This window comes from Acidocella sp. (genome assembly GCF_050253495.1).
Taxonomy (GTDB): Bacteria; Pseudomonadota; Alphaproteobacteria; order Acetobacterales; family Acetobacteraceae; genus Acidocella.
The window spans coordinates 149,329-174,147 of the sequence record NZ_JBFWIX010000001.1 but is presented as its reverse complement, the minus strand read 5'-3'; the positions used below and the strand labels follow the sequence as shown (position 1 = coordinate 174,147).

The window sequence follows — 24,819 nt, the reverse complement described above, 5'->3', positions numbered from 1 at the left end:
TTCATGACCGGGCTGGCCGGCGCGCTGGCGCTGCGCGGTCAGGCGGCCCTTGCCCAGACCGCGGCGGCGGGGGCTGGCGGTGCCGGAAGCTTCATGCGTTCGGAGCTGGGGCTGTTGCTGCAAGGCGCGGGCTGGCTGGTGGCCGTGGCGGGCGGGCTGGCGGTGCTGGCGCTGGGTTATATTCTGTTGCAGCGCGGGGTGCGCCGTTCCTTTGCCGGGGGCGCGGGGCGGTTCAGCGCCGAGACCATCACGGCGATCGGCTGGATCGGCGTGCCGCTGGTGATTCTGGCCACGATCATGGTGCCCGCCGCCGAGCTGCTTTATCATAGCGACGAGGAGCCTTATGTGACGGTGAGCGTCACCGCCCATGAATGGTACTGGCAGTATGATTATGTGTCCGTGCCGGGTGTCGGCTTCGACAGCCATGTGATTCCGGACAGCCAGTTGCAGCCCGGCCAGGCGCCGGGCGGGGCGGTCGATCATCCGCTGGTGCTGCCGGTGGGCAAGAAGATCCGGTTTATCGTCAGCAGCGGGGATGTGCTGCACGGGTTTTTCGTGCCGCCGCTGGGGGTGGAGATTTATGCCGTGCCGGGGGCGTTGCTGACCGGCTGGACCATCATCAAGAAGCCGGGAAGCTATTTCGGCCATAGCAGTTCGATTTGCGGCAATAACCACCCGCCCATGCCGATCGAGATCAAGGCCGTGCCGTTGAAGGCGTTTCTGGCCTGGAGCAGGCGGCGGAGCGATGCCGCCGAGGCGGGCACGCCCCCAGCGCCGGACGGGGCGGGCGCGCCCCCGAACGGCGCTTCCGCGCCGGACTGAGCGGCGCGAAACGGCATATACTGGTATTTCGCTTGATCTTGGCCGGCCCGGCTTATATTTCTGGGGCATAAAGACGGCTTGGAAACGGCCATGATAACAAAGCGGGACTCAGCGCGATGAGGCGGAGGGGTGTGGCTGCCGTGGAGCTGGCTTGCATGCTGGCCCTGGCGGCGGGAATGGCGATGCTGGGACACGCCGCGCTTGCCCAGGGCGCGGCGCCGGACCCGACCGCCGCCGCCAATGGTTATGTGGATGCGCCGCATGACTGGCAGATATGGTTTCCCGAGGCGGGCAGCCCGATGCAGGCCAGGATCGACTGGCTGATGAAATATGTGCTCTGGATCATGGCGGGGGTGGTGGCGTTTGTGACCATCCTGATGGGGTATGTGATGATCCGCTTCCGCGCCGGGCGGAACCCCGTGCCCAGCCGGACGACCCATAATACCGTCATCGAGATCGTCTGGATCGCCGTGCCCTGCCTGATCCTGGTGGCGATCATCGTGCCGTCGGTCGATCTGATCTATTACGAGGCGGACGACGCCAACCCCTATATGACGGTGACCGTCACCGGTCATCAATGGTACTGGGAATATAGCTATAACGCCGTGCCGGGGCTGGATTATTCAAGCTATATGATCCCCGACGCGCGGATCCGCCCCGGTGAGATCCGCCGGCTTTCGGTCGATCATCCGCTGGTGCTGCCGGTGGGGGAGAAGATCCGCTTCGTGATCACCAGCGCCGATGTGCTGCATGGTTTCTACCTGCCCTCGCTCGGGGTGCAGAAATACGCGATTCCGGGCACCAGCCTGACGAGCTGGACGATCATCAGAAAGCCCGGCACCTATTATGGCCAGTGCAACCAGATTTGCGGCCTTTGGCATGACGCCATGCCCATCGAAATCAAGGCCGTGCCCTTGCAAGACTATCTCGCCTGGACGAAGACGGCGCTGGCTAAATATGCGAGCGATGGCGTGAGCCGGCCCGTCTCGTCGCCGATGCCCCGTAATCTTTTGGCCGCCGCCACGCGCTGAGGAGCTGGAGAATGTCCATCACCGCCGACGACCCCGCTTTACGCGCCCATGGCCATCACCGGCAGGGGTTTGTCTCGCGCTGGCTGATGAGCACCAACCACAAGGATATCGGCACGCTTTATATCGTGATGGCCTTTATCGGCGGCTGTTTCGGCGGCGTGCTCTCCATCGTCATGCGCGCGCAGCTGATGCTGCCGCATAACGACATCGTCACCAGCGGCACGGCCTGGAACGCCATCATTACCGCTCATGGGCTGATCATGATCTTCTGGTTCGTGATGCCCGCCCTGATCGGCGGCATGGGCAACTGGTTCATCCCCATCATGATCGGCGCGCCGGACATGGCGTTTCCGCGGCTCAACAATATGAGCTTCTGGTTCCTGGTGGCGGGGTTCGTGTTCGTGCTGCTGGGGCTGTTCCTGGGCACGGGCACGGGGGCGGGTTGGACACTTTACCCGCCCTTGGACAATGCCCGCTATTCGCCGGGCGTGGCGACGGATTTCTCACTCTTCTCGCTGCATTTGGCGGGGATCTCCTCGCTGCTGGGGGCGATCAACTTCATCGCCACGATCCTGAACATGCGCGCCCCGGGCATGACGCTGCATAAGATGCCGCTGTTCTGCTGGGCGATTCTGGTGACGGCCTTCCTGTTGCTGCTGGCGATTCCGGTGCTGGCCGGGGCGGTGACCATGCTGATCATGGACCGCAATTTCGCCACCTCCTTCTTCGAGCCTTCCGGCGGCGGGGATCCGGTGCTGTTCCAGCATCTGTTCTGGTTCTTCGGGCATCCGGAAGTGTACATCATGATCCTGCCGGCCTTCGGGATCGTCAGCCATGTCGTCTCCACCTTCTCGCGCAAGCCGATTTTCGGCTATCTCGGCATGGCCTACGCCATGGTGATCATCGGCTTCGTCGGCTTCGTGGTCTGGGCGCATCATATGTTCGTCTCGGCCATTTCCACCGATTCCAAGATCTATTTCGAGGTGGCGACGCTGATCATCGCCGTGCCCACCGGCATCAAGGTGTTTTCCTGGATCGCCACCATGTGGGGCGGGTCCATCGAGTTCAAGACGCCGATGCTCTGGGCGCTGGGCTTTATCTTTCTGTTCGTGATCGGCGGGGCGACGGGCGTGGTGCTGGCCAATGCCGGGCTCGATCAGGAATTGCACAATGATTATTTCCTGATCGCGCATTTCCATTATGTGCTCTCGATGGGGGCGGCCTTCGCCATTTTCGCCGGGTTCTATTTCTGGATCGGCAAGATGAGCGGGCATCAATATCCGGAATTCTGGGGGAAGGTGCATTTCTGGACCTTCTTCATCGGGGTGAATCTGACATTCTTTCCCATGCATTTCCTGGGGCTGGCGGGCATGCCGCGCCGCTACCCGGATTATGCGGATGCCTTCGCGGGGTGGAATTACGTGTCCTCGGTGGGGTCGATCATGTCCGGCGTGTCGACTCTGGTGTTTTTCTATGTGATCTGGCGCGTCTTCACTTCGAGGGAAAAGCTCGCCGACAATTATTGGGGCGCGGGTGCCACGACGCTGGAATGGGCGATCCCCAGCCCGGCGCCGCGCCATACCTTTGAAGACGTGCCGATCATCCGGTGAAAGGTTAAGGAGACATTTTGTCCGACCAGGCTGTTGAATTATTGTCCGATGCCGATTTGGCCCCGCATCTGGGGGCGGAGCCGGGGGATTGGCTGGCGCTGCTGAAGCCGCGCGTGGTCTCGCTGGTGGTGTTCACGGGGGCCATCGGGCTGGTCATCGCGCCGGGGCCGATCAATCCGCTCATCGCGGCGATCGCCATTTTCTGCATCGCGCTGGGTGCTGGGGCGGCCGGGGCGATCAATATGTGGTATGACCGCGACATCGACGCGATCATGCGCCGCACCACCACGCGGCCGATTCCGGCGGGCAAGATCGAGGCGGCGGGCGCGCTGGGGTTTGGGCTCGTGCTCTCGGCGATCTCGGTGCTGCTGCTGGCGATGGCCACCAATCTCTGTGCCGCCGCCGTGCTGGCGTTCTCGATTTTCTATTATGCCGTCATCTATACGATCTGGCTGAAGCGCCGCACGCCGCAGAATATCGTGATCGGCGGCGGGGCGGGCGCGTTTCCGGCGGTGATCGGCTGGGCCTCGGTGACGGGCCAGATCGGGCTGCTGCCGGTTCTGTTGTTTCTGATCGTGTTTTTCTGGACGCCGCCGCATTTCTGGTCGCTCTCGCTTTATGCCTCCACCGATTACGAGAAGGCGGGTGTCCCGATGCTGCCGGTGGTGAAGGGCGCGCGCCATACGCGCTGGAACGTGTTCATCTATACGCTCATTCTGTTTCCGCTGGCGCTTTCGCCCTGGTTCCTGGGATTGACGGGCTGGATTTACGGCGCCACGGCCTTGGTGCTGGGGGCGGCGTTCATTTATTATGCCTGGGGCGTGCTGCGCGATGAGCAGGACGAGGCGGGGGTCAGCCTGACCCGGGACAAGCCCGCCCGCGCCTCGTTCAAATTCTCGATCCTGTATCTCTTTTTGCTTTTCGCGGCTTGCGCCGTGGACCGGCTGATATGAGTGCCGCGATGAGCCAGGGACGAGAGGAGGGCCGGGATGCGATGCCGCGCGTCGAGCTGGCCGAGGCGCGCTGGAGCGAGGAACAGAAGGCGGAGTTTCTGCGGCGCAGGCGGGCGCGCAATTATCTGCTGCTCATGGCGCTCGGCGGGTTCTGCCTGATCGTCTACGTGATCGCGATGGTGAAACTGCACGAATACGGACAGATGTGGTGACCATTTCTTAGGGAAACACCGGAAAGGGGACAGCAGATGAGTGGCACGATCCATACCGCCACGGACCAGGTGAAGGGCACGGTGCCGCACCCGTATCATCTTGTGAACCCCAGCCCGCTGCCGCTGTTCGGCGCCATGGCGGCGATGGTCACGTTCGCCGGTATTATCCTGGCCGCGCATTTTCACGATTTTATCGTGCTGACCGCCGGTTTCGCGGCGGATGCGAGCGTGATGTTCCTCTGGTGGCGGGATGTGATCCGCGAGGCGCGCACGCCGGGGCTGCACAAGGTCGTCACCCAGATGGGGCTGCGTTACGGCATGGCCTTGTTCATCGCCTCGGAGGTGATGTTCTTCGTGTCCTTCTTCTGGAATTATTTCAATTATTTCTTTTTTCCGGACAAAATGGGGCATGGCTTCGCACCGGTCTGGCCGCCGCAGGGCGTGACCACCATCGACCCGTTCGCGATTCCGCTGTTCAACACCATGGTGCTGCTGCTCTCGGGCACCACCATCACCTGGGCGCATCATGCGTTGCTGGAGGGGGACCGGAAGGCCCTGGTGCGGGGGTTGGGGGTCACGATCGCGCTGGGGGTGATGTTTTTGTGCGGGCAGGGCTGGGAATATACCCATTCGCCCTTTCCGTTCCATCATGGCGGGATCTATCCTTCCTCTTTTTTCATCGCCACCGGGTTTCACGGCGCGCATGTGATTGTCGGCACCTTGTTCCTGATCGTGTGTTTTTTCAGGGCGCGGGCCGGGCAGTTCACCCGGGAGCGGCATTTCGGCTTCGAGGCGGCGGCCTGGTACTGGCATTTCGTCGATGTGGTGTGGCTGTTCCTGTTCGTGTGCATCTATTATCTCGGCCGCAGCGCCATGACCGCGGGATAGTCCTTGCGCGGGTTGATCGTGCCTGGCGCGCTGGGGCTGGCGGCGTTTTGCGTCTCGATCGGCCTGGGGGTCTGGCAGTTGCACAGGCTGGCATGGAAAGAGGGGCTCATCGCCGAGATCCGCGCGGCGCAGATGGCGCCGCCCGTGAGGATGCCGCGACGGCCTGGCCCGTTCCAGAAGGTTTTCGTCACCGGCGCGTGGCTGCCGGGCAAGGCGGCGCTTTACGGGCAGGAGGTGCATGACACGCCGGAGGGGCCGGTATCCGGTGGTGAGCTGATCATGGCGCTGCGGCGGGGCGAGGGGCGGATTTTGCTGGTGGATCTGGGCTGGGTGGCGCAATCCTCCCCCGTGGCGCTGGCCGACCCGCCCGCCGCTCCCGCCGGCTATGTGCATGCGCCGATCGCGCGGGGAGTGTTCTCCCCACGCGACGATCCGGGGCGCGGGCTCTATTACACGCTGGATCCGGCGGCGATCGGCAAGGGGATGGGGTTGCGCGATGTGGCGCCCTATATGCTGATCGCCATGGGGCCGAAGCCCCCGCCGGGCAGCGCCGCGCCGCAGCCCGCCCAGAATTTGCCGACCCCGCCAAACAACCATTATGAATATGCGCTCACCTGGTTCGGCTTCGCCGGTGTCCTGGTGTTCGAGTTCATCCTGATCGCCCGCAAAAGGCTGCTGAAATCATGAGCGCATATGAGGCTTTGAAATCCTCCTTCCACCGTATCGCCTGCCTGGACGAGGCCAGCGCCATGCTGGGCTGGGACGCGGCGGCGATGATGCCAGAGGGCGGCGCGGCGGCGCGCGGCGAGCAATTGGCGGTGCTGGCGGGGCTGAGCCATGAGTGCCTTTGCGCGCCGGAGATGCGGGAGCAACTGGCCAGGGCCAGCGCGCCGGAAGGGTGGGATGCGAGGAATCTGGCCCTGATGCGCGAGGCGCATATGCGCGCCACCGCCTTGCCGCGCGATCTGGTGGAGGCGCAGGTGCGCGCGGGCCGGGCTTGCGAGACCCTCTGGCGTGCCGCGCGCAAGGAGAGCGACTTTGCCGCCGTGCGGGAGGCGCTGGCGGAGGTGGTGCGGCTGACCCGCGAGGGGGCGGTGATTCTGGGCGAGGCTTTGGGGGTTTCGCCTTATGACGCGCTGATGAGCCAGTATCAGCGCGGTATTAACGCTGAGCAGGCCGAGGCGATTTTTGCCCGTTACGAGGCGTTTTTGCGCGAGGCGCTGCCCCGGGCGGAGGCGTTGCAGGCCCAGCGCCCGCAAGCGGCGCTGCCGCCGGGGCCTTACCCGGAAGCGGTGCAGGCGGTGCTGGCGCGGCGCTTGGCGGCCGGGGCGGGTTTGAACTTCAACGCCGCGCGGCTGGATGTTTCGGCGCATCCGTTCTGCGGCGGCACCGCCACCGATATTCGGATCACCACGCGCTATGACGAGGCGGATTTCGCCGCCGCGCTGATGGGTGTGCTGCATGAAACCGGCCATGCGCTGTATGAGCAGAACCTGCCCGCCGCCTGGGCGCGTCAGCCGGTGGGGATGGCGGCGGGCATGGCGGTGCATGAAAGCCAGTCTTTGATCGTGGAGATGCAGGCGGTGCGCTCGGATGCGTATCTGGCGTATCTCGCGCCGCTGGCCGGCGCGGCGTTCGGCAAGGCGATCACGCTGGCGGGGCTGAAACATCGCTTGCGCCGGGTGGAGCGCAGCTTCATCCGCGTGGAAGCCGATGAGATGACCTATCCGGCGCATGTATTGCTGCGCTTCCGGCTGGAGCGGGCGCTGCTGTCCGGCGACTTGCCGGTGGTGGATCTGCCCGGCGCCTGGAATGAGGGGGTCCAGGCACTGCTCGGCATCGTGCCGCCGGACGATGCGCGCGGCTGTTTGCAGGATATTCATTGGTTCGACGGGGCGATCGGGTATTTTCCGTCCTATACGCTGGGCGCGATGGCGGCGGCGCAGCTGATGGCGGCGGCGCGCGAGGCGCTGCCGGATTTGGACGGGGCGCTGGGGCGCGGGGATCTGGCGCCGCTCACCCGCTGGCTGGCGGAGCATGTGCATGGGCGCGGCGCCTCGGCCGGGTTCAATGAGCTGCTGCGGGATGCGACCGGCGAGGCGCTGAACCCAGCATATTTCGAGGCGCATCTGAGCGCGCGTTATCTTCGCTGATGCGAGGGGCTGCTTTCAGCCTGCTGCGCCGCAAGGGGGAGCGGGCGCGGGTGACGCAGGTCGAGCTGTTTTTCGACCTGATCTTCGTGTTCGCGGTGACGCAGATTTCGGAATTCCTGCGCGCGCATATGAATGCCTTGGGTGCTTTCCAGGGGGCGATGCTGTTCGCCGCCATGTGGTGGGCCTGGGTTTATACGAGCTGGGCGACGAACTGGATCGACCCCGACCGCAGGCCGGTGAAGCTGCTGATGCTGGGCTTGATGTTCTGCGCCTTGCTGCTGGCGGCCTCGGTGCCCGAGGCGTTCGGCGAACGGGGGCTGGGGTTTGCCGCCGGGTTGGCGTTGCTGAATCTGGGGCGCTCGGGTTTCATGCTCTGGGCGCTGAAACGGCATGATTCTGGAAATTACAGAAATTTCCAGAGGATTTTCGCGTGGCTCGGCGCGGGAGCGCTGCTGTGGCTGGCGGGCGCGCTGGTGGAGCCCGCCTGGCGGATATGGTTGTGGCTGGGGGCGTTGATGTTCGATCTTTCAGGGCCGGCCAATGGATTTTACGTGCCGGGGCTCGGCCGTTCGACCACGCGGGACTGGCGGGTGGATGCACCCCATATGGCGGAACGCTGCGCGGCCTTCGTGCTGATCGCCCTGGGTGAGTCGATCACCGTCATCGGCGCGACTATCTCGGAATTGCGCTGGAGCGATGCGACGCTCGGCGCGGCGCTGCTGGCGTTGCTGTCGGCCACCAGCCTGTGGTGGATCTATTTCAACGATGCGGCGGAGCGCACCGCCCAGGCGTTTGCCCAGGCCGGGGATGTCGGCAAGATCGCGCGCGCGGCCTATACTTATGCGCATGGGCTGCTGATCGCGGCGATTATCGTGATGGCCGCGGGGGATGCGTTTGTGCTGGAGGCGCCGCTGGCGCGCGGCACGCCGGGACAGGATCTGATGTTGTTGGGCGGCCCGGCGGCGTTTTTGCTTGGCAATGGCGTGTTCAGGCGGCTGCTGCATCCGCGATTTCCGGTTTCGCATGTTTACGGGCTGGCGGGGCTGGCCGCGCTGGCGCTGGTTTCGCCCATATGCCCGCTTTGGGGATTGGCGGCGGGGGGTGCGGTGATGTTGTTGCTGGTCATTGTCATTTCCAATCTGCTGGTATCGACGCCATGAGCACGATTTTCGCGCCCATCACCGGGCGGGGCGGGGCGGTGGCGACGCTGCGCCTCTCGGGCCCTGAGAGTTTCAGGATCATGCGCGACATGACCGGCACGCCGCCGCCGCCGCGCCATGCCGGGCTGCGCCGCTTGCGCCATGGCGGCAAGCTGCTGGACGAAGCCCTGGTCGTGATGTTTCCGGCGCCGCGCAGTTTCACCGGCGAGGATGTGGCGGAGATTTCCATCCATGGCGGGCGGGCGGTGCAGGCGGCGGTGAGCGAGGCGCTGGTGGCGCTGGGGGCGCGCCCGGCGGAACCGGGAGAATTTTCCCGCCGCGCTTTCGAGACGGGCCGGATGGATTTGTTGCAGGCGGAGGCGATGGCGGATTTGATCGCCGCGGAAACGCAGGCGCAGCGTGAGCAGGCGCTGGAAGGCGGGGTGCACGAGGCGTGCGCGGCGTGGCGCGAAAGCTTGCGCCAGCTCATGGCGCGGCAGGAGGCGCTGATCGATTTTCCGGATGAGGATTTGCCGCCGGAGGTGGAGGAGGCGCTGCGCGCCGGTATCGCCGCCTTGCGCGACGAGATGCAGGCGGCCTTGTATGCCGCCCCGGCGGCGGAGCGGCTGCGCGAAGGGCTGGAGTTCGTGATTCTCGGGGCGCCGAACGCGGGTAAATCCACGCTCCTGAACGCGCTGGCGGGGGAGGAGGTGGCGATTGTCTCCGAGCTGCCCGGCACCACGCGCGATGCCGTGGGCGCGCGGGTGGATCTGGGCGGTGTGCCGGTGCGCCTGACCGACACGGCGGGCCTGCGCGAAACCGGCGATGTGATCGAGGCGGAAGGGGTCAGGCGGGCCAGGGCCAGGGCGGAACGAGCCGATTTCGTGATTTTGGTGGCGGGCCCGGGCGGGAACTTTGCGCCGGCACCGGCGGGGGCGGCGGTGCTGCGTGTGCGCACCAAGGCGGATTTGCCGGTGGATTTGGCGGATGCGGCCGGGGAGCTTTGTGTGTCCGCCAAGACCGGGGCGGGGCTGGCCGCCTTGCGGGCGCGGCTGGTGGACGAGGCCAGGACATTGACGGACAACAAGGGCGCGGCGGCGCTTGCCAGGCCGCGTCAGGTGGCGTGCGTGCGCGATGCGGTGATGGCGCTGGAGATGGCGCTGGCGCTGGAGGAGCCGGAATTGCGCGCAGAGGAGCTGCGTGCCGCCGCGCAAGGCCTGGCGCGGCTGGCGGGCGGCATCGGGGTGGAGGAGATTCTCGATGCCGTGTTCTCGGGATTTTGCATCGGCAAGTGAGCGCGCGGGGGCGAAGCGGGCTCAGCTGAGTGGATTGACCCGCAGCGCCGCCAGCCCGGCCCAACTCGTGGCGCTGAGAGATGGGCGGCGGTAATAGTTGAAGTCTTGCGCGGGTTCGGTTTTTTGCAAGGCGGGACCGACCTTCAGCCCGGTGGCGAGCATTGGCGCCACGGTGGCGTAGACATAGGCTTGCGGAGACAAATTGGCTGAGATGGTCTTGAAGAACGCCGCCGCGAGGGGATCCTTCATGCGTTCCAGCGCCAGTGCCGCGAAACTTGTGCCCTCCAGCCAGATGCCCTTGCTGGCATCCGAAAAGCCGATGCCCGCGCCATGGCGCAGCGCGGCGATGGCGTGCCGGGCGCTGGCCTCGTCTCCCAGCTCGGCGAGATAGGGCCAGATGCCCGCATCCGCCGCGACCATGGCGCCGGGTTTGCCTTGCGGGGTGAGGCCGGTTTTGAACAGCCCGGCCTGCGCATCGTAGGCGGTCCGGACAAAGGCGCTGGCATGGTCAGCGTCTTTCGCGCGGCCGAGTTTTTTGAACGCAACCGCGAGGTCGAGATTCTGTTCCGTGCTTTCCCAGGTGAGTTTCCGCTGGGTGGAATCGAAGCCGTAAAAACCGCCATAATAGCCGAGCGGGGCGCGCAGCCGCGCATTCAGGAAATCGCCGGCCTCGTTGGCGGGACGGGTCATGCCCAGGGCCGACCAGAGCAGCATGGCCCAGGCGACGGGGCCGGTATCGGTGCCGACCTGGTAGGGGTCTTCATCCCATTGGTTCGTCTTGCTGTTCCAGAAGCCGGGCAGCTTGGCGGGGACGCTCATGGGGCCGGCGGCGTAGGCGTTGCGCAGCCGGCCGTCGTGAAAATGGCGGTCATGCGCCTGGGCGATTTCCAGGGCCTGGCCGATCCGCAGCGCCTCGCCCCGGTGCCCGGCGGCCAGCAGCAACAGCCCCGCCAGGGCGTTGTCGTATACATAGGCGGCATTGGCCTGGGTGAGGTCGAAATCATCCGCCCGGGAGCCGGTGCGCACCAGATAGGAGTTGAGCAGCACCGGGCCGCCGGCCAGCGCGGCCATCTGGCGGCGGACCGCCCCGACCAGTGTTTTGGCCAGCCCGGCGGGCCTGTCGCGCGCCCATGCCAGCGCGGGCAGCAGCAAGGCGCTGGCGCAGACTGCCCGGCGTGTGGGCTTATTCAAGAATTTCAGAGAGGAGTTCGGTGGTGCGGCCATTGGCGATGGTGGCGGCGCGGGCATCGTAATGCACGCCGCCCGCGCGGGCGAAGGCGTGTTGCACGCCAGGATAGACGAAGGCGTCGATCCAGTCGTTGTCCTCGATGCCGTCGATCAGCCGGGCGCGGCCCTCGGCGGGGAAAAATTCGTCCTGTTCGGCGATGTGGAGCATCAGCGGGGCCTCGATGCTGTCGAACTCGTCCAGCAATTCATCGAGCCCGACGCCGTAATAGGAGATGTTCACATCGGCGTCGGAACGGGTGGCCATCATCGCGGCCAGCCGCCCGCCGAGGCAGAAGCCGACCGTGCCGGCAAGGCCGTTGCCGCCCGGCAGCTCCCGCGCCGCGGCCAGCGTGGTCTTCAGATCTTCGATGCCCCTGTCCTGGTCGAAGCGGTTCATCAGGTCGAAGGCCTTCTGCCATTCGGCATCGGTTTTGTCGGAGATGTTCACGCCCGGCTCCAGCCGCCAGAACAAATCCGGGGCGATGGCGATGAAGCCTTGATCCGCGAAGGCCTGGGCGGTTTCGCGCAGTGAGTCGTTGACGCCGAAAATCTCCTGGATCACCACCACGGCTCCCGCTTTCGCCTTGCCTTGCGGCTCCCAGATGAAGGCCGAGAACTCGCCGCTGCGATCTTCGGCTTGCAGTTTGATTTCGCGCATTCTGGTCTCCGTTCGGTTGGCTTTTGAGCAGCAGCCGGAGTTTACGGGATGCGCGGGAGGGGTGCAAAGGCGGATAGATGACGATCAATTTAATTGAGAATAATTCTTAATTGATGTAGGGCGGAACAGGAGGTGCCGCCATGAGGGATGTGGGGTTCGAGAGGGATGGCGCGAGGGCGCAACGCGTGGCGCTGTGCAGCCTGCGCCGGGCCGTGACCGGGATGGGCTGTTGCGGCGATGCGGGGATTTGCCCCTTTGGTATTGGCCGCGATCTGGCGGGAATCCGCGTGCGGTTCCTGGCGGTTTGGGATGGCAGCGCGCCGCTATGCCGGGAGGCGTTGCGCGTGGGCCGCGCCGGTGAGTGGGGCGTGAGCAAGGATGAGCGCCGCCTGCTCAAGGCGCTGGCGGCGGCGCAGAGCGAGGATGCCTGGCTGCTGGATAATTATCTCTACAAGCTGGCCCTGGCCCCGGAGCGCCGCCGCCGCCTGGCCGGAGCGGTGGAGGCCCTGGCGGCGGCCCTGGCCGTGCAGGGTTATTGGCTGGAGCGGCCCGGCGAGAGGCTGCCGATTCCGGCTCCGGCCCTGATGGTCGCCAGGACGCATGGGCATGATCTGGACATGGCGCGGATCGCCTGGCCGTGATTTGGCGGCCCGCTTGGCGGCCGGTCAGATATAATGCTCGGCCAGGGGGGCGAAGCCGTTGAAATTCTGGCTGGCATAGCTGGTGACATAGGCGCCGGTATCGTGGATCAGCACCGGATCTCCGGATTTCAGCGAGAGCGGCAGGCGATAGGGGGTTTTTTCATACATCACATCCACCCCGTCGCAAGACGGACCGGCCAGCACCACGGGGCCGGCGGCCCCCTCTCCGGCGGTGATGCGATAGCGGATCGCCTCGCCCTCGGTTTCCGCCAGCCCGCCGAAGCGGCCAATGTCCAGATAGACCCAGCGGCGCGTATCCTCGGGCATGCGCTGGCAGACCAGCACGGCCTCCGCCGCGACCACGCCCGCATTGCCGACGATGGAACGGCCCGGCTCGATCAGGATGTCGGGAATGTCGTTGCCGAAATGGGTTGCCATCGCATCCATGATGGCGGTGGCGAACGCATCGGGTTCGGGCACGTCTTCCTGGTAGCGGGTGGGGAAGCCGCCGCCGAGATTGAGCATGCGCATGGGCAGGCCGGCATTTTTTAGATCCGTGAACAGCATCGCCACCTCGGCGATGGCAAGCTCATAGGCCAGCGTGCCGGTTTGCTGGCTGCCGACATGAAAGGAGAGCCCATGCGGCACGAGGCCCAGCCCGGGGGCGGCGAGCATCAGCTCGCGGGCTTTTTCCAGCGTGGTGCCGAATTTTTTGGAAAGCGGCCATTCCGCGCCGACATTGTTCACGGCCAGACGGCAATAGATTTTCGCACCAGGCGCGTGGGCGGCGATTTTTTCCAGCTCCTCGCGGCTGTCGAAGGCATAGAGCGGCACGCCATGCGCATGGGCGCGCGCGATGGCGGAGGGTTTCTTGACCGTATTGCCAAAGGAGATCGACGCCGCCTTGGCCCCGGCGGCGAGGCAGGATTCGATCTCGGGCAGGGAGGCGGCGTCGAAGCAGGCGCCCGCCTTGGCCAGCAACTCCAGAATTTGCGGTGCCGGATTGGCCTTCACGGCATAATAAATGGCCGCGGCGGGCAATGCGGCGCGCAAGCGCGCGAAATTCTCGGCCACCTGGTCCAGGTCGAGCACCAGGCAGGGCGTCGCGGGTTGCGACGCCAGAAAGGAAGCGATCTTGGGAGTCACCGCCCTCATCCTTCTCTCAATTGCCCGCCTGTTCACGCGGCGGGGCAAGGTTGCGAAACGGTCCAACGAACCAGCCGACTTCCAGGTCGCGCCATGCGGGGCTTCCCAGTCGTGCTGCCAGAACGCTTGACGCCGTTGCGTAACCGGAGATCCGGCAGAGGCACGTACGTTGCTGCGTATCCTGCCCTTAAAGCCATGGGGGGCATGGCGCAAGCCCGCCGGCGCGCGATTTTCCGGCACCGCCGGGCGGAATGTTACGGCGGAAGCGTTAATTGTCACCAATTGCAACCTGTACTGCCCAAAACCCGGGCGCGGCGCTATTGTAACAGACATGGAAACCCTGCCGCATATCCTGGTCGTGGACGACGACCGCGAAATTCGTGAATTGCTGGCCAAATTCCTGGAACGTCAGCGTTTGCGCGTGACCACCGCCCGGGATGGAAAGGAAGCACGGCGTGCTTTTCTGAACGGGCATTACCAGCTCGTGGTGCTGGACCTGATGCTGCCGGGCGAGGGGGGGCTGGAGCTGGCGCGCTGGTTCCGCGCGGAAGCCAATGTGCCGATCATCATGCTCACCGCGATGGCGGACGAGACGGACAGGATCATCGGGCTGGAGCTGGGGGCGGATGATTATGTCACCAAGCCCTTCAACCCGCGCGAGCTGCTGGCGCGGATCCGCGCCGTGCTGCGCCGCACCGGCGAGGCCGAGGACCGGGCCGCCGATCAATCCGCCAAGACCTATCAGTTCGCGGGGTGGGTGCTGGAGACCGCGCGCCGGCGCCTGCTGGACCCGAGCGGGGTGGAGGTTTCCATCACCGGTGGGGAATATGACCTGCTGGTGGCGCTGCTGGACCGGCCGAATCGGGTGCTGACCCGGGACATGCTGCTGGACCTGCTGCGTGGCCGCCAGGCCGGGCCGTTCGACCGGGCCATCGATGTCGCGGTGTCGCGGCTGCGCCGCAAGCTGGAGGATGATGGGCGCAACGCCCAACTGATCAAGACCGTGCGCGGCGGCGGCTATGTGCTGTCCACCCCTGTCGAGCGGCTTTGAAGCTTCACCTGATTCCCCGTAGCCTGGCGCGTCGGACCATTTTGCTGCTGCTGGTCGGTTTCGCGCTGATCCAGCTGCTGGGGTTGCTGGTGCACACGGTCAATCAGATCAAGCTGCAAAGGCTGGTGGAGGAGCAGGAATTCGCGACCCGCGCCGCGATCATCTACCGCCATATCGCGCTGGCGCGGCCGAACGACCGCGCGCTGGTGGCGGCGCGTGAGCCGGTGCCCAAGGGTGACACGGTCAGCCTGACCCTGGCGCCGCCGCTGACGGGGACGCAGCCCATGCCGCTGCCGATCGCGGAAGCCGTGCGGGCGGGCATTTTCACGTACGGGATACCGCGTAACATCCGCCCGCGCGGGATCGTGCTGCGCGTCACCGGCCGGCCGCTGAAACTGATCGTCAGTTTCGGCTTGCCGGATGGGCTGTTTTTCCCGCCCCCCTTGGTCGACGACGCGGCGCCGCCATCGCCCCCGGACGGCGATTTGCCCGGCGCGTTCGCGCCCCAGGATCTGCTGCCGCCATTGATGTGGCTGACGGTGACGACGGAATTGCTGCCGCCGGCACCGTGGCGGTCCCCCGGTTTTGCCACGGCGTTCATCGTGATGATGTTTCTGGGCGGTATCGTCATCACGCTCGCGGTGCGGCAATTGCTGGTGCCGGTGAAGACGCTGGCGGCGGCGGCGGAGACTTTCGGCCGCGACGTGGTCAACGCCAAGCCGCTGCCGGAGGAAGGGCCCAGCGAGATCGTGACCGCCGCCAGGGCCTTTAACACCATGGCGGCGCGAATCCGCAGATTCGTGGAGGACCGCACATTTCTGCTCACCGCCATCGGGCATGATCTGCGCACGCCGATCACGCGGCTGAAGCTGCGCGCCGAATATATGGAGGATGACGAGCAGCGGGCGAAGATGCTGGCGGATCTGGACGAGATGGAGGCGATGGTGGCCGCCACGCTCGCCTTCGGCAAGGACATCACCACCACCGAGCCGGTGGCGCGGCTGGATCTGGCCAGTTTGCTGCGCACCATCGTCGATGAGGTGGCGGATATCGATCCGGACCGGGCCGATGCGGTCGATTATACCGGCCCCGATCATCTGCCGGTGAATGCGCGGCCGCTGGCGCTGAAGCGCGCGCTGAGCAACCTGATCACCAACGCCATGAAATATGGCGACGCGGCCCGCGTGACGCTGCGCGTGCCGGTCAAGGGCGTGGCGCGGATCGATATTGACGATGACGGGCCGGGAATTCCCGAAGAGGAGCGCGAGCGCGTGTTCGAGCCGTTCCGCCGGCTGGAAACCAGCCGTAACCGTGAAACCGGCGGATCGGGGCTGGGCATGTCCATCGCCCGCAACATCGTGCGCGCCCATGGCGGCGACATCGTGCTGGAGAATCAGGCGCAAGGCCTGCGGGTGAGCGTGACGTTGCCGGTGTAAGGAGCGTGCGGCGTTATTTTTTGCCGATAGCGCCGCCAAGTTCTTCGATATCGGCAAGATCCACCAAGGTCCAGGGCATTCCGGCGTTGCGGTAGATCCGCTTGTTCCGGCGCGGATAGTCGCAGACATCGTGGGGCAGCCTCTCGCCCGCGACGATGCAGCGCAGGATGTCCGGGCCGGTATTCCTGATCGAATGAGGCAGGCCGCCCTTGCGGTAGCCGATGAAATCGCCTGGGCCGATGGCAAACGCCTCATCTCCGATCATCGCGGTCGCGGTGCCGCTGAGGACAAAAACGCATTCATCCTCGTAACGATGCGTGTGATGCTCCGTCGTTTCGTGGCCGGGCTCGACCTCGATCACGTGAAAGCCGAACCCGGTCAGGCCGGTTGCATCCCCCAGCGATTTATTGACGCGCCGGGCATTGGGGTTGATGAAATGGGTCTTGCCGGTGCCCGCCATGTCGGCGATGTCCTGGCTTTTTATCAGGTATTTTTCCATCGTGGCTGACCTTCCGGGCGCTTGGTTCCCGCGTGAGTTCGCAACATCACGTGAACAGCTTGGCGGCCTGAAATTCTTTCCAGGCGGCGGTGAGGGCGCGCGGTTCGCCCAGGGCGGCATGGGCGGTCCAGCCCAGCACGATGCCAAGCGCCCGCGCTGCTTCGGGGACACCGCCATTCAGCCGGGCGGCCAAGCCCTCGGCGGTCGCCATGTCGTTGAGCTTGCCCAGCTCTTCCTGCAAGGCGGCGGCGGCGCGGTTGAATTGCCGCACACGGCCGCGCGGCTCGAACAGGGGGCCGAAAAACTCCGCCGCATAGCGCAGCTTTTTCAATTCGATGCGAACCAGATGGCGCTCATGCGCGGGCAGGGCGGCGAGATGGCGGCCATGCTTGCGCAGCTTGCGGTGCAGCCGGTTCAGGCTTTCCGCGCCGAATAGCCGGGCGGGTCCGGCCAGGCGGGGCAGCGACTCCGCCGCCAGGCTGGCGCGCCATCCCCGCCTTGTGGCGAAGGCTTCCGCCGTCAGCAGAAAACGCGTGGTGGCGGGGTCTTCCAGCAAGGCCCGCACGAGCTGGTAGCCCGCCGCGCGATGCACCGCGCATTGGGCTTCCAGCGCGGCGAAGCCGGTTTCGGCGGGAAAGGCGGCGGCCGGGCCAGCGCGCAGCATGGCGATGAAGACATCCCAGTTCCGGGCTTCGCCCATCGTGCTGGCGAGGCGCTTGGCTTCTTCGCGCAGGGTCAGGAATTCCGGCGTGGGCAGAACGCGGTTGAACAGCCCGAGCGCCGAGCGCAGCCGGCGCATGGCGACACGCATCTGATGCACGGCCCCCACTTCGTCCCCCTCGAAAAAAGCCGGAAGATTGGCGCGGAATTGCCGCAGGCAGGCGAGGACGATCCGGTAGACCGCTTCGTCCAGGCAGGGATCGTCCCGCAGGGCCGGTGTGGATTTGAGCGGAGCGGGACGGGGGCCGCCCGCCAGGCGCACGGCGCGCCGGCCTGGGGGCTCGGGTTGTAGGCGGGTCCCGGCCATGTCCGTCAGCTTCAGCGCCGTTTGCGCCAGCAAGGCGGGCGGCGTGGACAGGACCGCCTCCTGGAAAGGATGTTTTTGCCCGTTCGCGATGAGCTGCCCGGTTTCAAGCGCCAATGCGCCGCCGTCGAAATCGCGGGTGAGGCGGCGGGTACGGGCTTCGGCCACGATGAGCAGGGGCGCGTCTTGCGAGATGGCGGTCAGACTCTCCCGCCAGTCAGGGCCGAACACGGAAAGATCCGGCTGCATGGCGGGCAGGGGCGCATCCAGCGCATCGTCCTCATGCAGCAGCGTGAACAGCGCGCCACGCCCGGCCTTGCGCAGGCGCAGCGTGATGCCGTGGCGGGCGAAGGCGAAATCCCCGGTGTCGAGAAACTGGTCGTGGATATGGCGGGCGCGGGCAGGCGGGGCGGGCGCCAGCTTGTGGAAACCGGCATCGTCCAGGGTGAGGCGCATATGCGCCAGGGCTGGAGACGCGTTGGGGTCCGTCTGCTCCATCGGGGTGGCGTCCATGGCGGCAGGATAAGCCATGGCGCCCGACAGTGTCGAGCGACGCAACCGTGACGTTTGCCGGTCCTGGCGGGGCTGGCGCCGCCGGTCAGGCCAGGGCGTATTCGGCCTCGGGCGTGTAGGTTGGCTGGTCCTTGCCGAGGAAGGAGCTGAACAAGGTTACATTGTCCGCGCGGATGGGGGCCGAGCGGTAGAGATTATTCGCCCGCACGAAACCGCTCAGCGCCGGGGTGACGGGCATGTCCATCCGCGCCAGGGTTACGTGTGGGGTGAAGCGCCGCCGGTCGGGGGCCAGCCCCACGCGGTGCAAGGCGGTTTCCACCTTGGTTTGCAGCCTGGCCAGGTGCTCGTTGCGTTCCACCCCCGCATAGAGCATGTTCACCCGCCCGTTTTTCTCGAACCAGCCCAAGCCCGACAAGGTAAAGAGAAAGCCCCGCCCGCGCAGGGCGCTCAGGGCATGGTCGATCTCCTCGGCCTGGAGGCGGTTGGCCTCTCCGATGAAGCGCAGCGTGAGGTGGAAATTTTCCTCCGGCACCCAGCGGGCGCCGGGCAGATTGCAGGAGAGATCGCTGAGCTGCTCCTTGACGTCCCAGGGGAGGTCGAGTGCCACGAACAGGCGCATGGCTTGTCCTTTCTTCAAGGTTTCAGCGAATCGCTGATGAAATTTTGCCTGATCCGTGAAGGGCAGGTCAAATATTATATGGGGGCGGTGGCCTCGCGCAGCCAGGACAGCGCCCCGGCGGAGAGCCTGGGCGACAAGGCGGCCAGCACCCGCGCGTGATAGCCGTTGAGCCAGTCCAGCGATTCACGGGGGAGCAAGGCGGGGTCGATCAGCGCCCGGTCGAAGGGGGCCAGTGTCAGGGTCTCGAAGCACAGGAAGGGTTTTTTCGTGTCCGCGAAGCTGGCTTTTTGCACCAGCAACAGGTTTTCCATGCGGATGCCATAAGCGCCGGGCAGGTAATAGCCCGGCTCGTCCGAGAGGATCATGCCTTCCGCCAGGGCCACCGGCCGCGCGGCGCGGGAGATGCTGACCGGCCCTTCATGCACGGACAGATAGGCGCCGACGCCGTGGCCGGTGCCATGGTCGTAATCCAGCCCCGCGCGCCAGAGTTCCTGACGCGCGAAGGCGTCCAGATGCGCGCCGGCGAGGCCTTCGGGGAAGATGGCGCGCGCCAGGGCGATGGTGCCGGCCAGCACGCGCGTGGCATGCGCCTTGACCGCCGCCGGGGCGGGGCTGGGCCCGGTCCAGAGAGTGCGGGTGATGTCCGTGGTGCCATCCAGATATTGGCCGCCGCTATCGATGAGATAAACCTCGTCAGGCCGGATGGCGCGGTTGCTTTCGGCCGTCACGCGGTAATGGATGATGGCGCCATTTTCCCCGGCGCCGGAAATGGCCGGAAAACTCTCGCCCCGGAAGAGGTCTTGCTGAGCCCGGCAGGCGAGCAGCCGTTCGGAAGCGGAGAGTTCGGTCTGCGTGCCCTTGGGCAAGGCCGTGGCCGCCCAGGCCAGAAACTCCACCATCGCCACGCCGTCCCGCAGATGCGCCGCGCGCGCGCCCGCCTGCTCGGTCGGGTTCTTGCGGGCGCGGGGCAGGGACACGGGATCCGGCCCGGGGGTGATCCTGGCTTGCGCCTCGGTCAGGGCGGTTTGGAACCAGGCGGGCTGGGTGGCGGGGTCGTAGCGCACGTTTTTGCCCGCCAGCCCGGCGATGGCGCCCGGCAGCGCCGCGGGCGCGGCGATCACCACCTGTGGGCCGAGATGGGTACGCAACTGCGGTGTGATCTTCTCCGGCGCCATGAACAAGGCGGCCGTGCCGTCCTGGTGCAGCAGCGCGTAGCCCAGCGCGAAGGGGCAGAATTCCAGATCCGTGCCGCGAATATTGAACAGCCAGGCGAGCGAGGCGCCATCGCTTAGAATGGCCGCATCCTGCCCGGCTTCGGCCAGGGCGGCGCCTAGCCGCCGGCGCTTATGGGCGGCGGGCTCGCCCGCATGGGTCTCGGGATAAACCAGGGCCGGGCCCGTTGGCGGGGCGGGGCGGTCCTTCCAGAGCGTATCGACCAGATTGGGCGAGAGGGGCACCATCTCCAGCCCGGTGAAGCGGGCGAGCATATCGGCGCTGAGGGTCCAGGGGTCATAGCCGATTTTCTTGCCGGCGGCCGCCTGGCGTAGCCAGATTTCCGGCTTGTCCTCGACGATGTGGCGGCATTCCCAGATCTTGCCGTCCACCTGCTGTTCCATTTGCAGCGTATAGCGCCCGTCGGAGAACAAGGCGGCGCGCCCGGCCAGCACGATGGCGAGCCCGGCCGAGCCGGTGAAGCCGCTGATCCAGGCCAGGCGTTCCGCGCAAGGGGGGACATATTCGCCCAGATATTCATCCGAGCGTGGGATGATGTAGCCATCCAGCCCGTGGGAGAGACAGGCCGCGCGCAGGGCGGCGATGGGAATGTTATGTTCTGATGACATGAATAAGCCCCGTGATATGCGCTGGATGCAGGCCAGACTCGGCGTTCGCAGACGCACAAAAAAACACCAGGCTGCACTATATACAGCCACGGAAAGGACGTTTGTTGGTCCTTTAAAAGGAGTGCTGCTGGGTCATACCGAAACGGCCGCTCCCCCAAAGATGTAGGTGTATCATGTCGACGACTATCCATAACCAGCCCGTCCTGAGCAAGCTTGGGTCGATGGCGATGACGCGCGAAGCCCCGGCCGCCGTTGAGCCCCGTGGCAACAAGCTGAGCCGCTGGTTCAAGGCCTGGCAGGCCCGCCGCGCCGTTGCGGCTGAACTTTACGCGATGACGCCGCGCGATCTGAACGATATTGGCGTTGCCCGCGCTGACATTCCGGCCATCCTGAGGTCGATCCGCTAAAACCGGGTGAGCCCGGCGGCCCCTGGCGTCCGGCCAGGGCGCGCGCATAAAACAGGTCCTGAAAGGGGCCTTTTTTATGCGCGCGTTTCTGGTCGCGTTAGGACGCGGCCCGTGCCGGGGCCTTATTCCGCCGCCATGGCGTGGCCGGGATCGACCATGCCCATCGCCTTGTGGAAATCGACCGACAACAGGCGCGAGACGCCGCGCTCCTGCATGGTCACGCCGTAAAGCCGGTCCATCCGTGCCATGGTGAGGTGATGATGGGTGACCACCATGAAGCGCGTTCCGGTCTCGCGCACCATATCCTCCAGCAAGGTGCAGAAACGCTCCACATTGGCGTCGTCCAAGGGGGCGTCCACCTCGTCCAGCACCGAGATCGGGGCGGGGTTGCATTTGAATACGGCGAAGATGAGCGAGAGCGCGGTGAGCGCCTGCTCCCCGCCTGAAAGCAAGGACAGGGTGCTGAGCTTCTTGCCCGGCGGCTGCGCGAAGATTTCCAGCCCGGCGGCCAGCGGATCGTCCGAACCGACCAGCGCCAGATGTGCCTTGCCGCCGCCGAACATGCGGGTGAAGAGCGCTTGGAAATGCCGGTCCACCTCGGCGAACACGGTGGTGAGGCGCTCGCGCCCCTCGCGGTTCAAATGGCCGATGGAGCCGCGCAGCTTGGCGATGGCGGAGGTGATCTCGTCGCGCTCCCTGTCGATGGTGGCGATGGCCTCTTCCGCCTCGTTCACCTCGATCTCCGCGCGGAGATTGACGGCTCCCATCTCCTCGCGCTCACGCACGAGCCGTTCCCAGCGCTTGCGGGCCTTGTCCTCGATCTCGGCGGTCAACAAGGTTGGCGGATCGGGCAAATCGGGGGTGGCGCCGAGCCGTTCCAGGATCCGCTCGGCCACCGTGCCCCAGGCGTGGTTGGCGGCGGCGATATTGCCTTCCTCGCGGGCGCGGGCCTCCCGGGCGGTGTTCATGCCGGTTTCGGCGGCGCGGGCCTCGCGGGTGGCGGCCTCGGCGGCGGCGCTGCCCGCCTGCAGCAGCCCGGCCAGGCGCTTATGCTCGATCTCGGCGTTTCGCAGGGCCTCGATGGCGTCCTTGTGGGAGGTTTCGGCCTCCATGGGGGCGGCTTGCAGTGTCGCGATGCCGTTTTGCGCCTCGGCGAGGCGGGCGCTCAGGTCGGTCAGCCGGTCCGTGGCATCCTGGCCGCGTTCGGTCCAATTTTCCATCTCGCGGGCCAAGGCTTGCAGCCGCTGGTCGCGCTGGCTGGCCTGGCCACGCAGCGCGGCCAGGCGCGCGCTGGCCGCTCCTTCCGCCTGGCGGGCATTGTTCAGCGTGGCGCGGGCTTGCTCCACCGCCTGGCGGGCGGCGTTCACATCCGGCAGGGCGGCATGGGTCTCGCGCAGCCTGGCCAGGGCGGTTTCGGCCTCGGCGGCCTCGGTGGCGGCCTGGTCGCGTTGGGCCTGGGCGGCGGCGGCGCGGGTCTGGCCGCGTTCGGCCTCGGCGGTGAGGCGGATGGCCTCGTTGCGGGCCTTGTCGAAACGCTGTTCGGCCTGCTGGCGGGCGTTGCGGGCCTGGGTTTCGGCGGCGCGATGGGTGTCGCGGGTTTTGGCTTCATTGGCGCGGGCCTCGCGCTCGGCGGCCTCGGCCTTGAGGCGTTCATCCTTCGCGGCCTGGGCGGCCTCGCGCGCGGCGGCGCGCTCATGCTCCAGCTCGGTCAAACGGTTGCGCTGCTTCAGGCGCACGGCGGCTTCGGAGGCGGCGCCCGCGCGCACCGTATAGCCATCCCAGCGCCAGAGCGCTCCCTCCCGCGAGACCAGAATCTGCCCTGGGGAGAGGTTGGGCTGGTAGAGATCCCCGGTTTCGCCCTCCGGCAACAATAATATGTGGGAGAGAGCCCGTTTCAGCGCCTCGGGCCCCTTTGTCAGTTCCGCGAAATTTTGCAGCTTGGCGGTGGATGCTTCCAGGGCGGGCAAGGCGCGCCAGTGGCGGGCGGCCCGCGGGTCGGCGGAGGCGGATAATTCCTCGCGTAGGGCCGCGCCCAAGGCGGCTTCCAGCCCCGGCGGCACGGTGATGGCGTCCAGGACCGGCTGGCTCTCGCGGCCGAATTTCTGCGCCAGGATGGCGGCCAGCGCGTCATATTCGGTGCCCACCTTGGTGGCGGCGGCTTCCAGCGAAGCGGCGCGCGACCGGGCCCCGGCCAGCTCCGCCTCGGCGGTGCTCCTGGCTTCGGCGGCCTTGGCCTCGGCCTCGGCGCGCGCCCCCTCGGCGGCGGTCACGGCCTCGCGCGCGGCGGCGAGGGCGGTTTCGGTCTCATCGCGCTCGGTTTCGGCCGCCCGCACGCGCTCGGGCGGAATCAGGGTGGCGGCGATCTTGTCGTGGTCCGCCTTGGTTTCGGCGGCGCGCTGGGCGAGGCGGCGGGCGCGGGTTTCGGCTTCGGTCAGGGCGCGGCGGGCGGCCTCGGCCGCGGCGGCGATATGCGCGGCGTCCTCCGTGGCCTTGGTGCTGGCGGTTTCGGCGGCGCGCATGGCCTCCAGCGCGGCTTCGGCGGTGTCGGCGGCTTCGTCGATGGCGGCGGGGGCGGCGTTGGTTTCTTCCCGCAGCGTGTGCTGTTCGGCGTCCAGCCTGGCCTTGGCGGCTTGTGCATCGGCCACCAGCTTCTGGGCATGGCCATGGTCGCGGGTCAGGGCTTCCAGCCTTGCCTCGGCCTCGGACAGGGCGGCGCGGGCGCGGGCCTGGGCTTCCTTCACCTGCTCCGCGGCGATGCGCGCGCGTTCCAGCAAGGTGCGGGCCTGTGCCTCGGCCTCGCGCAGGGCGGGCAGGGCGGCCTGCGCCTCGGCGGCCTTGGCGGTCTCGGTCTCGGCCTTGGCGGCGGCCTCGGCCACGCGGGCCTCGGCGGCGGCGAAGGCGGCCTGCGCGGCCTCGCGGGCTTGCACCGCCAGGGCGCGCTGGATGGAGAGCAGCTCCGCCTCGGCGGCGCGGATATTGCCCGAAAGCCCTTTATAGCGTGTGGCTTGGCGGGCCTGTTTCCTCAAATCGCCAAGGCGCGATTCGAGCTGGCCTTTCAGATCGTCGGCGCGCAGCAAATTCTGTTCGGCGCCCTTGAGCTTCAGCTCCGCCTCGTGGCGGCGGGCATGCAGGCCGGTGATGCCGGCGGCTTCCTCCAGCAGGGCGCGGCGTTCCTCTGGCCGGGCGGAGACCAGCGCGCTGACGCGGCCCTGGCTGACCATCGCCGAGGCGCGAGAGCCCGAGGCCAGATCCGCGAACAGGGTCTGCACATCGCGGGCGCGGGCTTCCTTGCCGTTGACCTTGTAATTGCTGCCAGCGCCGCGCTCGATCTTGCGGGAGATTTCGAGGTCGGCCGCCTCCTGGAAGGGCGGCGGGGCGAGGCCCAGCGTTTCCTCCAGGGTGAGCGTCACTTCCGCCAGGTTGCGGGCCGGGCGGCCCGTGGTGCCGGCGAAGATCACGTCCTCCATCTCGGTGCCGCGCATGTTGCGGGCATTGGCCTCGCCCATCGCCCAGCGCAGCGCCTCGATGACATTGGATTTGCCGCAGCCATTCGGCCCGACCACCCCGGTGAGACCGGGAAGGATTTCCACGGTCGTGGGGTCGGCGAAGCTCTTGAAACCGGCGATACGCAGCCGGGCGAAGCGTGCGGGCATC

Annotated in this window: 22 protein-coding genes; 14 read left to right on the top strand and 8 right to left on the bottom strand. The window is 66.6% G+C overall.

The window, feature by feature from the left end:
* The first annotated feature begins 3 nt into the window (after positions 1–3).
* The 10 genes from AB7D48_RS00805 to mnmE all read left to right on the top strand — a co-directional run bounded on the left by AB7D48_RS00805 (position 4) and on the right by mnmE (position 10,103).
* Positions 4–822, top strand: a complete 819-nt coding sequence (locus AB7D48_RS00805) for a cytochrome c oxidase subunit II (protein WP_427975257.1) — start codon at positions 4–6, stop codon at positions 820–822.
* Positions 823–953: 131 nt separating this feature from the next.
* Positions 954–1,853 (top strand): cytochrome c oxidase subunit II, encoded by a 900-nt coding sequence (coxB, locus tag AB7D48_RS00800; RefSeq protein WP_427975256.1) that lies wholly within the window; start codon positions 954–956, stop codon positions 1,851–1,853.
* 11 nt (positions 1,854–1,864) lie between these two features.
* Entirely contained in the window at positions 1,865–3,463 is a 1,599-nt protein-coding gene (ctaD, locus tag AB7D48_RS00795; RefSeq protein WP_427975254.1) for a cytochrome c oxidase subunit I, read from the top strand.
* Positions 3,464–3,480: 17 nt separating this feature from the next.
* Positions 3,481–4,416 carry a heme o synthase gene (gene cyoE / locus AB7D48_RS00790; RefSeq protein ID WP_427975252.1) on the top strand — a complete coding sequence of 312 codons (936 nt, stop codon included), beginning with the start codon at positions 3,481–3,483 and terminating at the stop codon, positions 4,414–4,416.
* Between the two features lie 8 nt (positions 4,417–4,424).
* Positions 4,425–4,628: a hypothetical protein gene (locus AB7D48_RS00785; protein ID WP_427975250.1), complete on the top strand. Its 204-nt coding sequence runs from the start codon at positions 4,425–4,427 to the stop codon at positions 4,626–4,628.
* A 36-nt stretch (positions 4,629–4,664) separates the two neighbouring features.
* Positions 4,665–5,516: a cytochrome c oxidase subunit 3 gene (locus tag AB7D48_RS00780; RefSeq protein ID WP_427975248.1), complete on the top strand. Its 852-nt coding sequence runs from the start codon at positions 4,665–4,667 to the stop codon at positions 5,514–5,516.
* 3 nt (positions 5,517–5,519) lie between these two features.
* The gene (locus tag AB7D48_RS00775; protein WP_427975246.1) at positions 5,520–6,203 is read left to right on the top strand and encodes an SURF1 family protein; all 684 of its coding nucleotides are present in this window, start codon (positions 5,520–5,522) and stop codon (positions 6,201–6,203) included.
* The gene (locus tag AB7D48_RS00770; RefSeq protein WP_427975245.1) at positions 6,200–7,669 is read left to right on the top strand and encodes a carboxypeptidase M32; all 1,470 of its coding nucleotides are present in this window, start codon (positions 6,200–6,202) and stop codon (positions 7,667–7,669) included. Before AB7D48_RS00775 ends, AB7D48_RS00770 begins: the two co-directional genes overlap by 4 nt.
* Complete coding sequence (locus AB7D48_RS00765) at positions 7,669–8,829, top strand: low temperature requirement protein A (RefSeq protein ID WP_427975243.1); 1,161 nt, start codon at positions 7,669–7,671, stop codon at positions 8,827–8,829. Before AB7D48_RS00770 ends, AB7D48_RS00765 begins: the two co-directional genes overlap by 1 nt.
* Positions 8,826–10,103: a tRNA uridine-5-carboxymethylaminomethyl(34) synthesis GTPase MnmE gene (mnmE, locus tag AB7D48_RS00760; RefSeq protein ID WP_427975242.1), complete on the top strand. Its 1,278-nt coding sequence runs from the start codon at positions 8,826–8,828 to the stop codon at positions 10,101–10,103. Before AB7D48_RS00765 ends, mnmE begins: the two co-directional genes overlap by 4 nt.
* Before the next feature lie 21 nt (positions 10,104–10,124).
* On the opposite strand, the gene AB7D48_RS00755 is transcribed toward mnmE, so the two are convergent.
* Together AB7D48_RS00755 and AB7D48_RS00750 are read right to left on the bottom strand one after the other, a co-directional pair.
* Complete coding sequence (locus tag AB7D48_RS00755; RefSeq protein ID WP_427975241.1) at positions 10,125–11,294, bottom strand: hypothetical protein; 1,170 nt, start codon at positions 11,292–11,294, stop codon at positions 10,125–10,127.
* Positions 11,287–11,988, bottom strand: coding sequence for a dienelactone hydrolase family protein (locus tag AB7D48_RS00750; protein ID WP_427975239.1), 702 nt, complete (start codon positions 11,986–11,988; stop codon positions 11,287–11,289). Before AB7D48_RS00750 ends, AB7D48_RS00755 begins: the two co-directional genes overlap by 8 nt.
* Positions 11,989–12,128: 140 nt before the next feature.
* Here AB7D48_RS00750 and AB7D48_RS00745 point away from each other — a divergent pair, with 140 nt between their 5' ends.
* A complete protein-coding gene (locus tag AB7D48_RS00745; RefSeq protein WP_427975237.1) occupies positions 12,129–12,629 on the top strand; it encodes a hypothetical protein in 501 nt (166 codons plus the stop codon).
* Positions 12,630–12,653: 24 nt separating this feature from the next.
* Here the strand turns inward: AB7D48_RS00745 and AB7D48_RS00740 are convergent, their stop codons facing one another.
* Positions 12,654–13,775, bottom strand: a complete 1,122-nt coding sequence (locus AB7D48_RS00740; protein ID WP_427975236.1) for a type III PLP-dependent enzyme — start codon at positions 13,773–13,775, stop codon at positions 12,654–12,656.
* A gap of 331 nt (positions 13,776–14,106) precedes the next feature.
* Here AB7D48_RS00740 and AB7D48_RS00735 point away from each other — a divergent pair, with 331 nt between their 5' ends.
* Both AB7D48_RS00735 and AB7D48_RS00730 read left to right on the top strand, forming a co-directional pair.
* Positions 14,107–14,826: a response regulator gene (locus AB7D48_RS00735; RefSeq protein ID WP_427975235.1), complete on the top strand. Its 720-nt coding sequence runs from the start codon at positions 14,107–14,109 to the stop codon at positions 14,824–14,826.
* Positions 14,823–16,262 (top strand): ATP-binding protein, encoded by a 1,440-nt coding sequence (locus AB7D48_RS00730; RefSeq protein ID WP_427975234.1) that lies wholly within the window; start codon positions 14,823–14,825, stop codon positions 16,260–16,262. Before AB7D48_RS00735 ends, AB7D48_RS00730 begins: the two co-directional genes overlap by 4 nt.
* A 13-nt stretch (positions 16,263–16,275) precedes the next feature.
* Here the strand turns inward: AB7D48_RS00730 and AB7D48_RS00725 are convergent, their stop codons facing one another.
* From AB7D48_RS00725 to AB7D48_RS00710, 4 genes are all read right to left on the bottom strand, one after another.
* A complete protein-coding gene (locus AB7D48_RS00725) occupies positions 16,276–16,761 on the bottom strand; it encodes a cupin domain-containing protein (RefSeq protein ID WP_427975233.1) in 486 nt (161 codons plus the stop codon).
* 46 nt (positions 16,762–16,807) lie between these two features.
* On the bottom strand, positions 16,808–18,298 hold the full coding sequence (locus AB7D48_RS00720) for a CHAD domain-containing protein (protein ID WP_427975231.1): 1,491 nt from the start codon (positions 18,296–18,298) through the stop codon (positions 16,808–16,810).
* Between the two features lie 85 nt (positions 18,299–18,383).
* Positions 18,384–18,917, bottom strand: a complete 534-nt coding sequence (thpR, locus tag AB7D48_RS00715; RefSeq protein ID WP_427975230.1) for an RNA 2',3'-cyclic phosphodiesterase — start codon at positions 18,915–18,917, stop codon at positions 18,384–18,386.
* Positions 18,918–18,991: 74 nt separating this feature from the next.
* The gene (locus tag AB7D48_RS00710) at positions 18,992–20,758 is read right to left on the bottom strand and encodes an aminopeptidase P family protein (RefSeq protein WP_427975228.1); all 1,767 of its coding nucleotides are present in this window, start codon (positions 20,756–20,758) and stop codon (positions 18,992–18,994) included.
* 173 nt (positions 20,759–20,931) lie between these two features.
* On the opposite strand from AB7D48_RS00710, the gene AB7D48_RS00705 reads away from it, so the two are divergent.
* A complete protein-coding gene (locus tag AB7D48_RS00705) occupies positions 20,932–21,165 on the top strand; it encodes a DUF1127 domain-containing protein (RefSeq protein ID WP_427975227.1) in 234 nt (77 codons plus the stop codon).
* A 122-nt stretch (positions 21,166–21,287) separates the two neighbouring features.
* Here AB7D48_RS00705 and smc read toward each other — a convergent pair whose 3' ends face one another.
* The gene (smc, locus tag AB7D48_RS00700) at positions 21,288–24,818 is read right to left on the bottom strand and encodes a chromosome segregation protein SMC (protein ID WP_427975226.1); all 3,531 of its coding nucleotides are present in this window, start codon (positions 24,816–24,818) and stop codon (positions 21,288–21,290) included.
* Position 24,819: the final 1 nt, after the last annotated feature.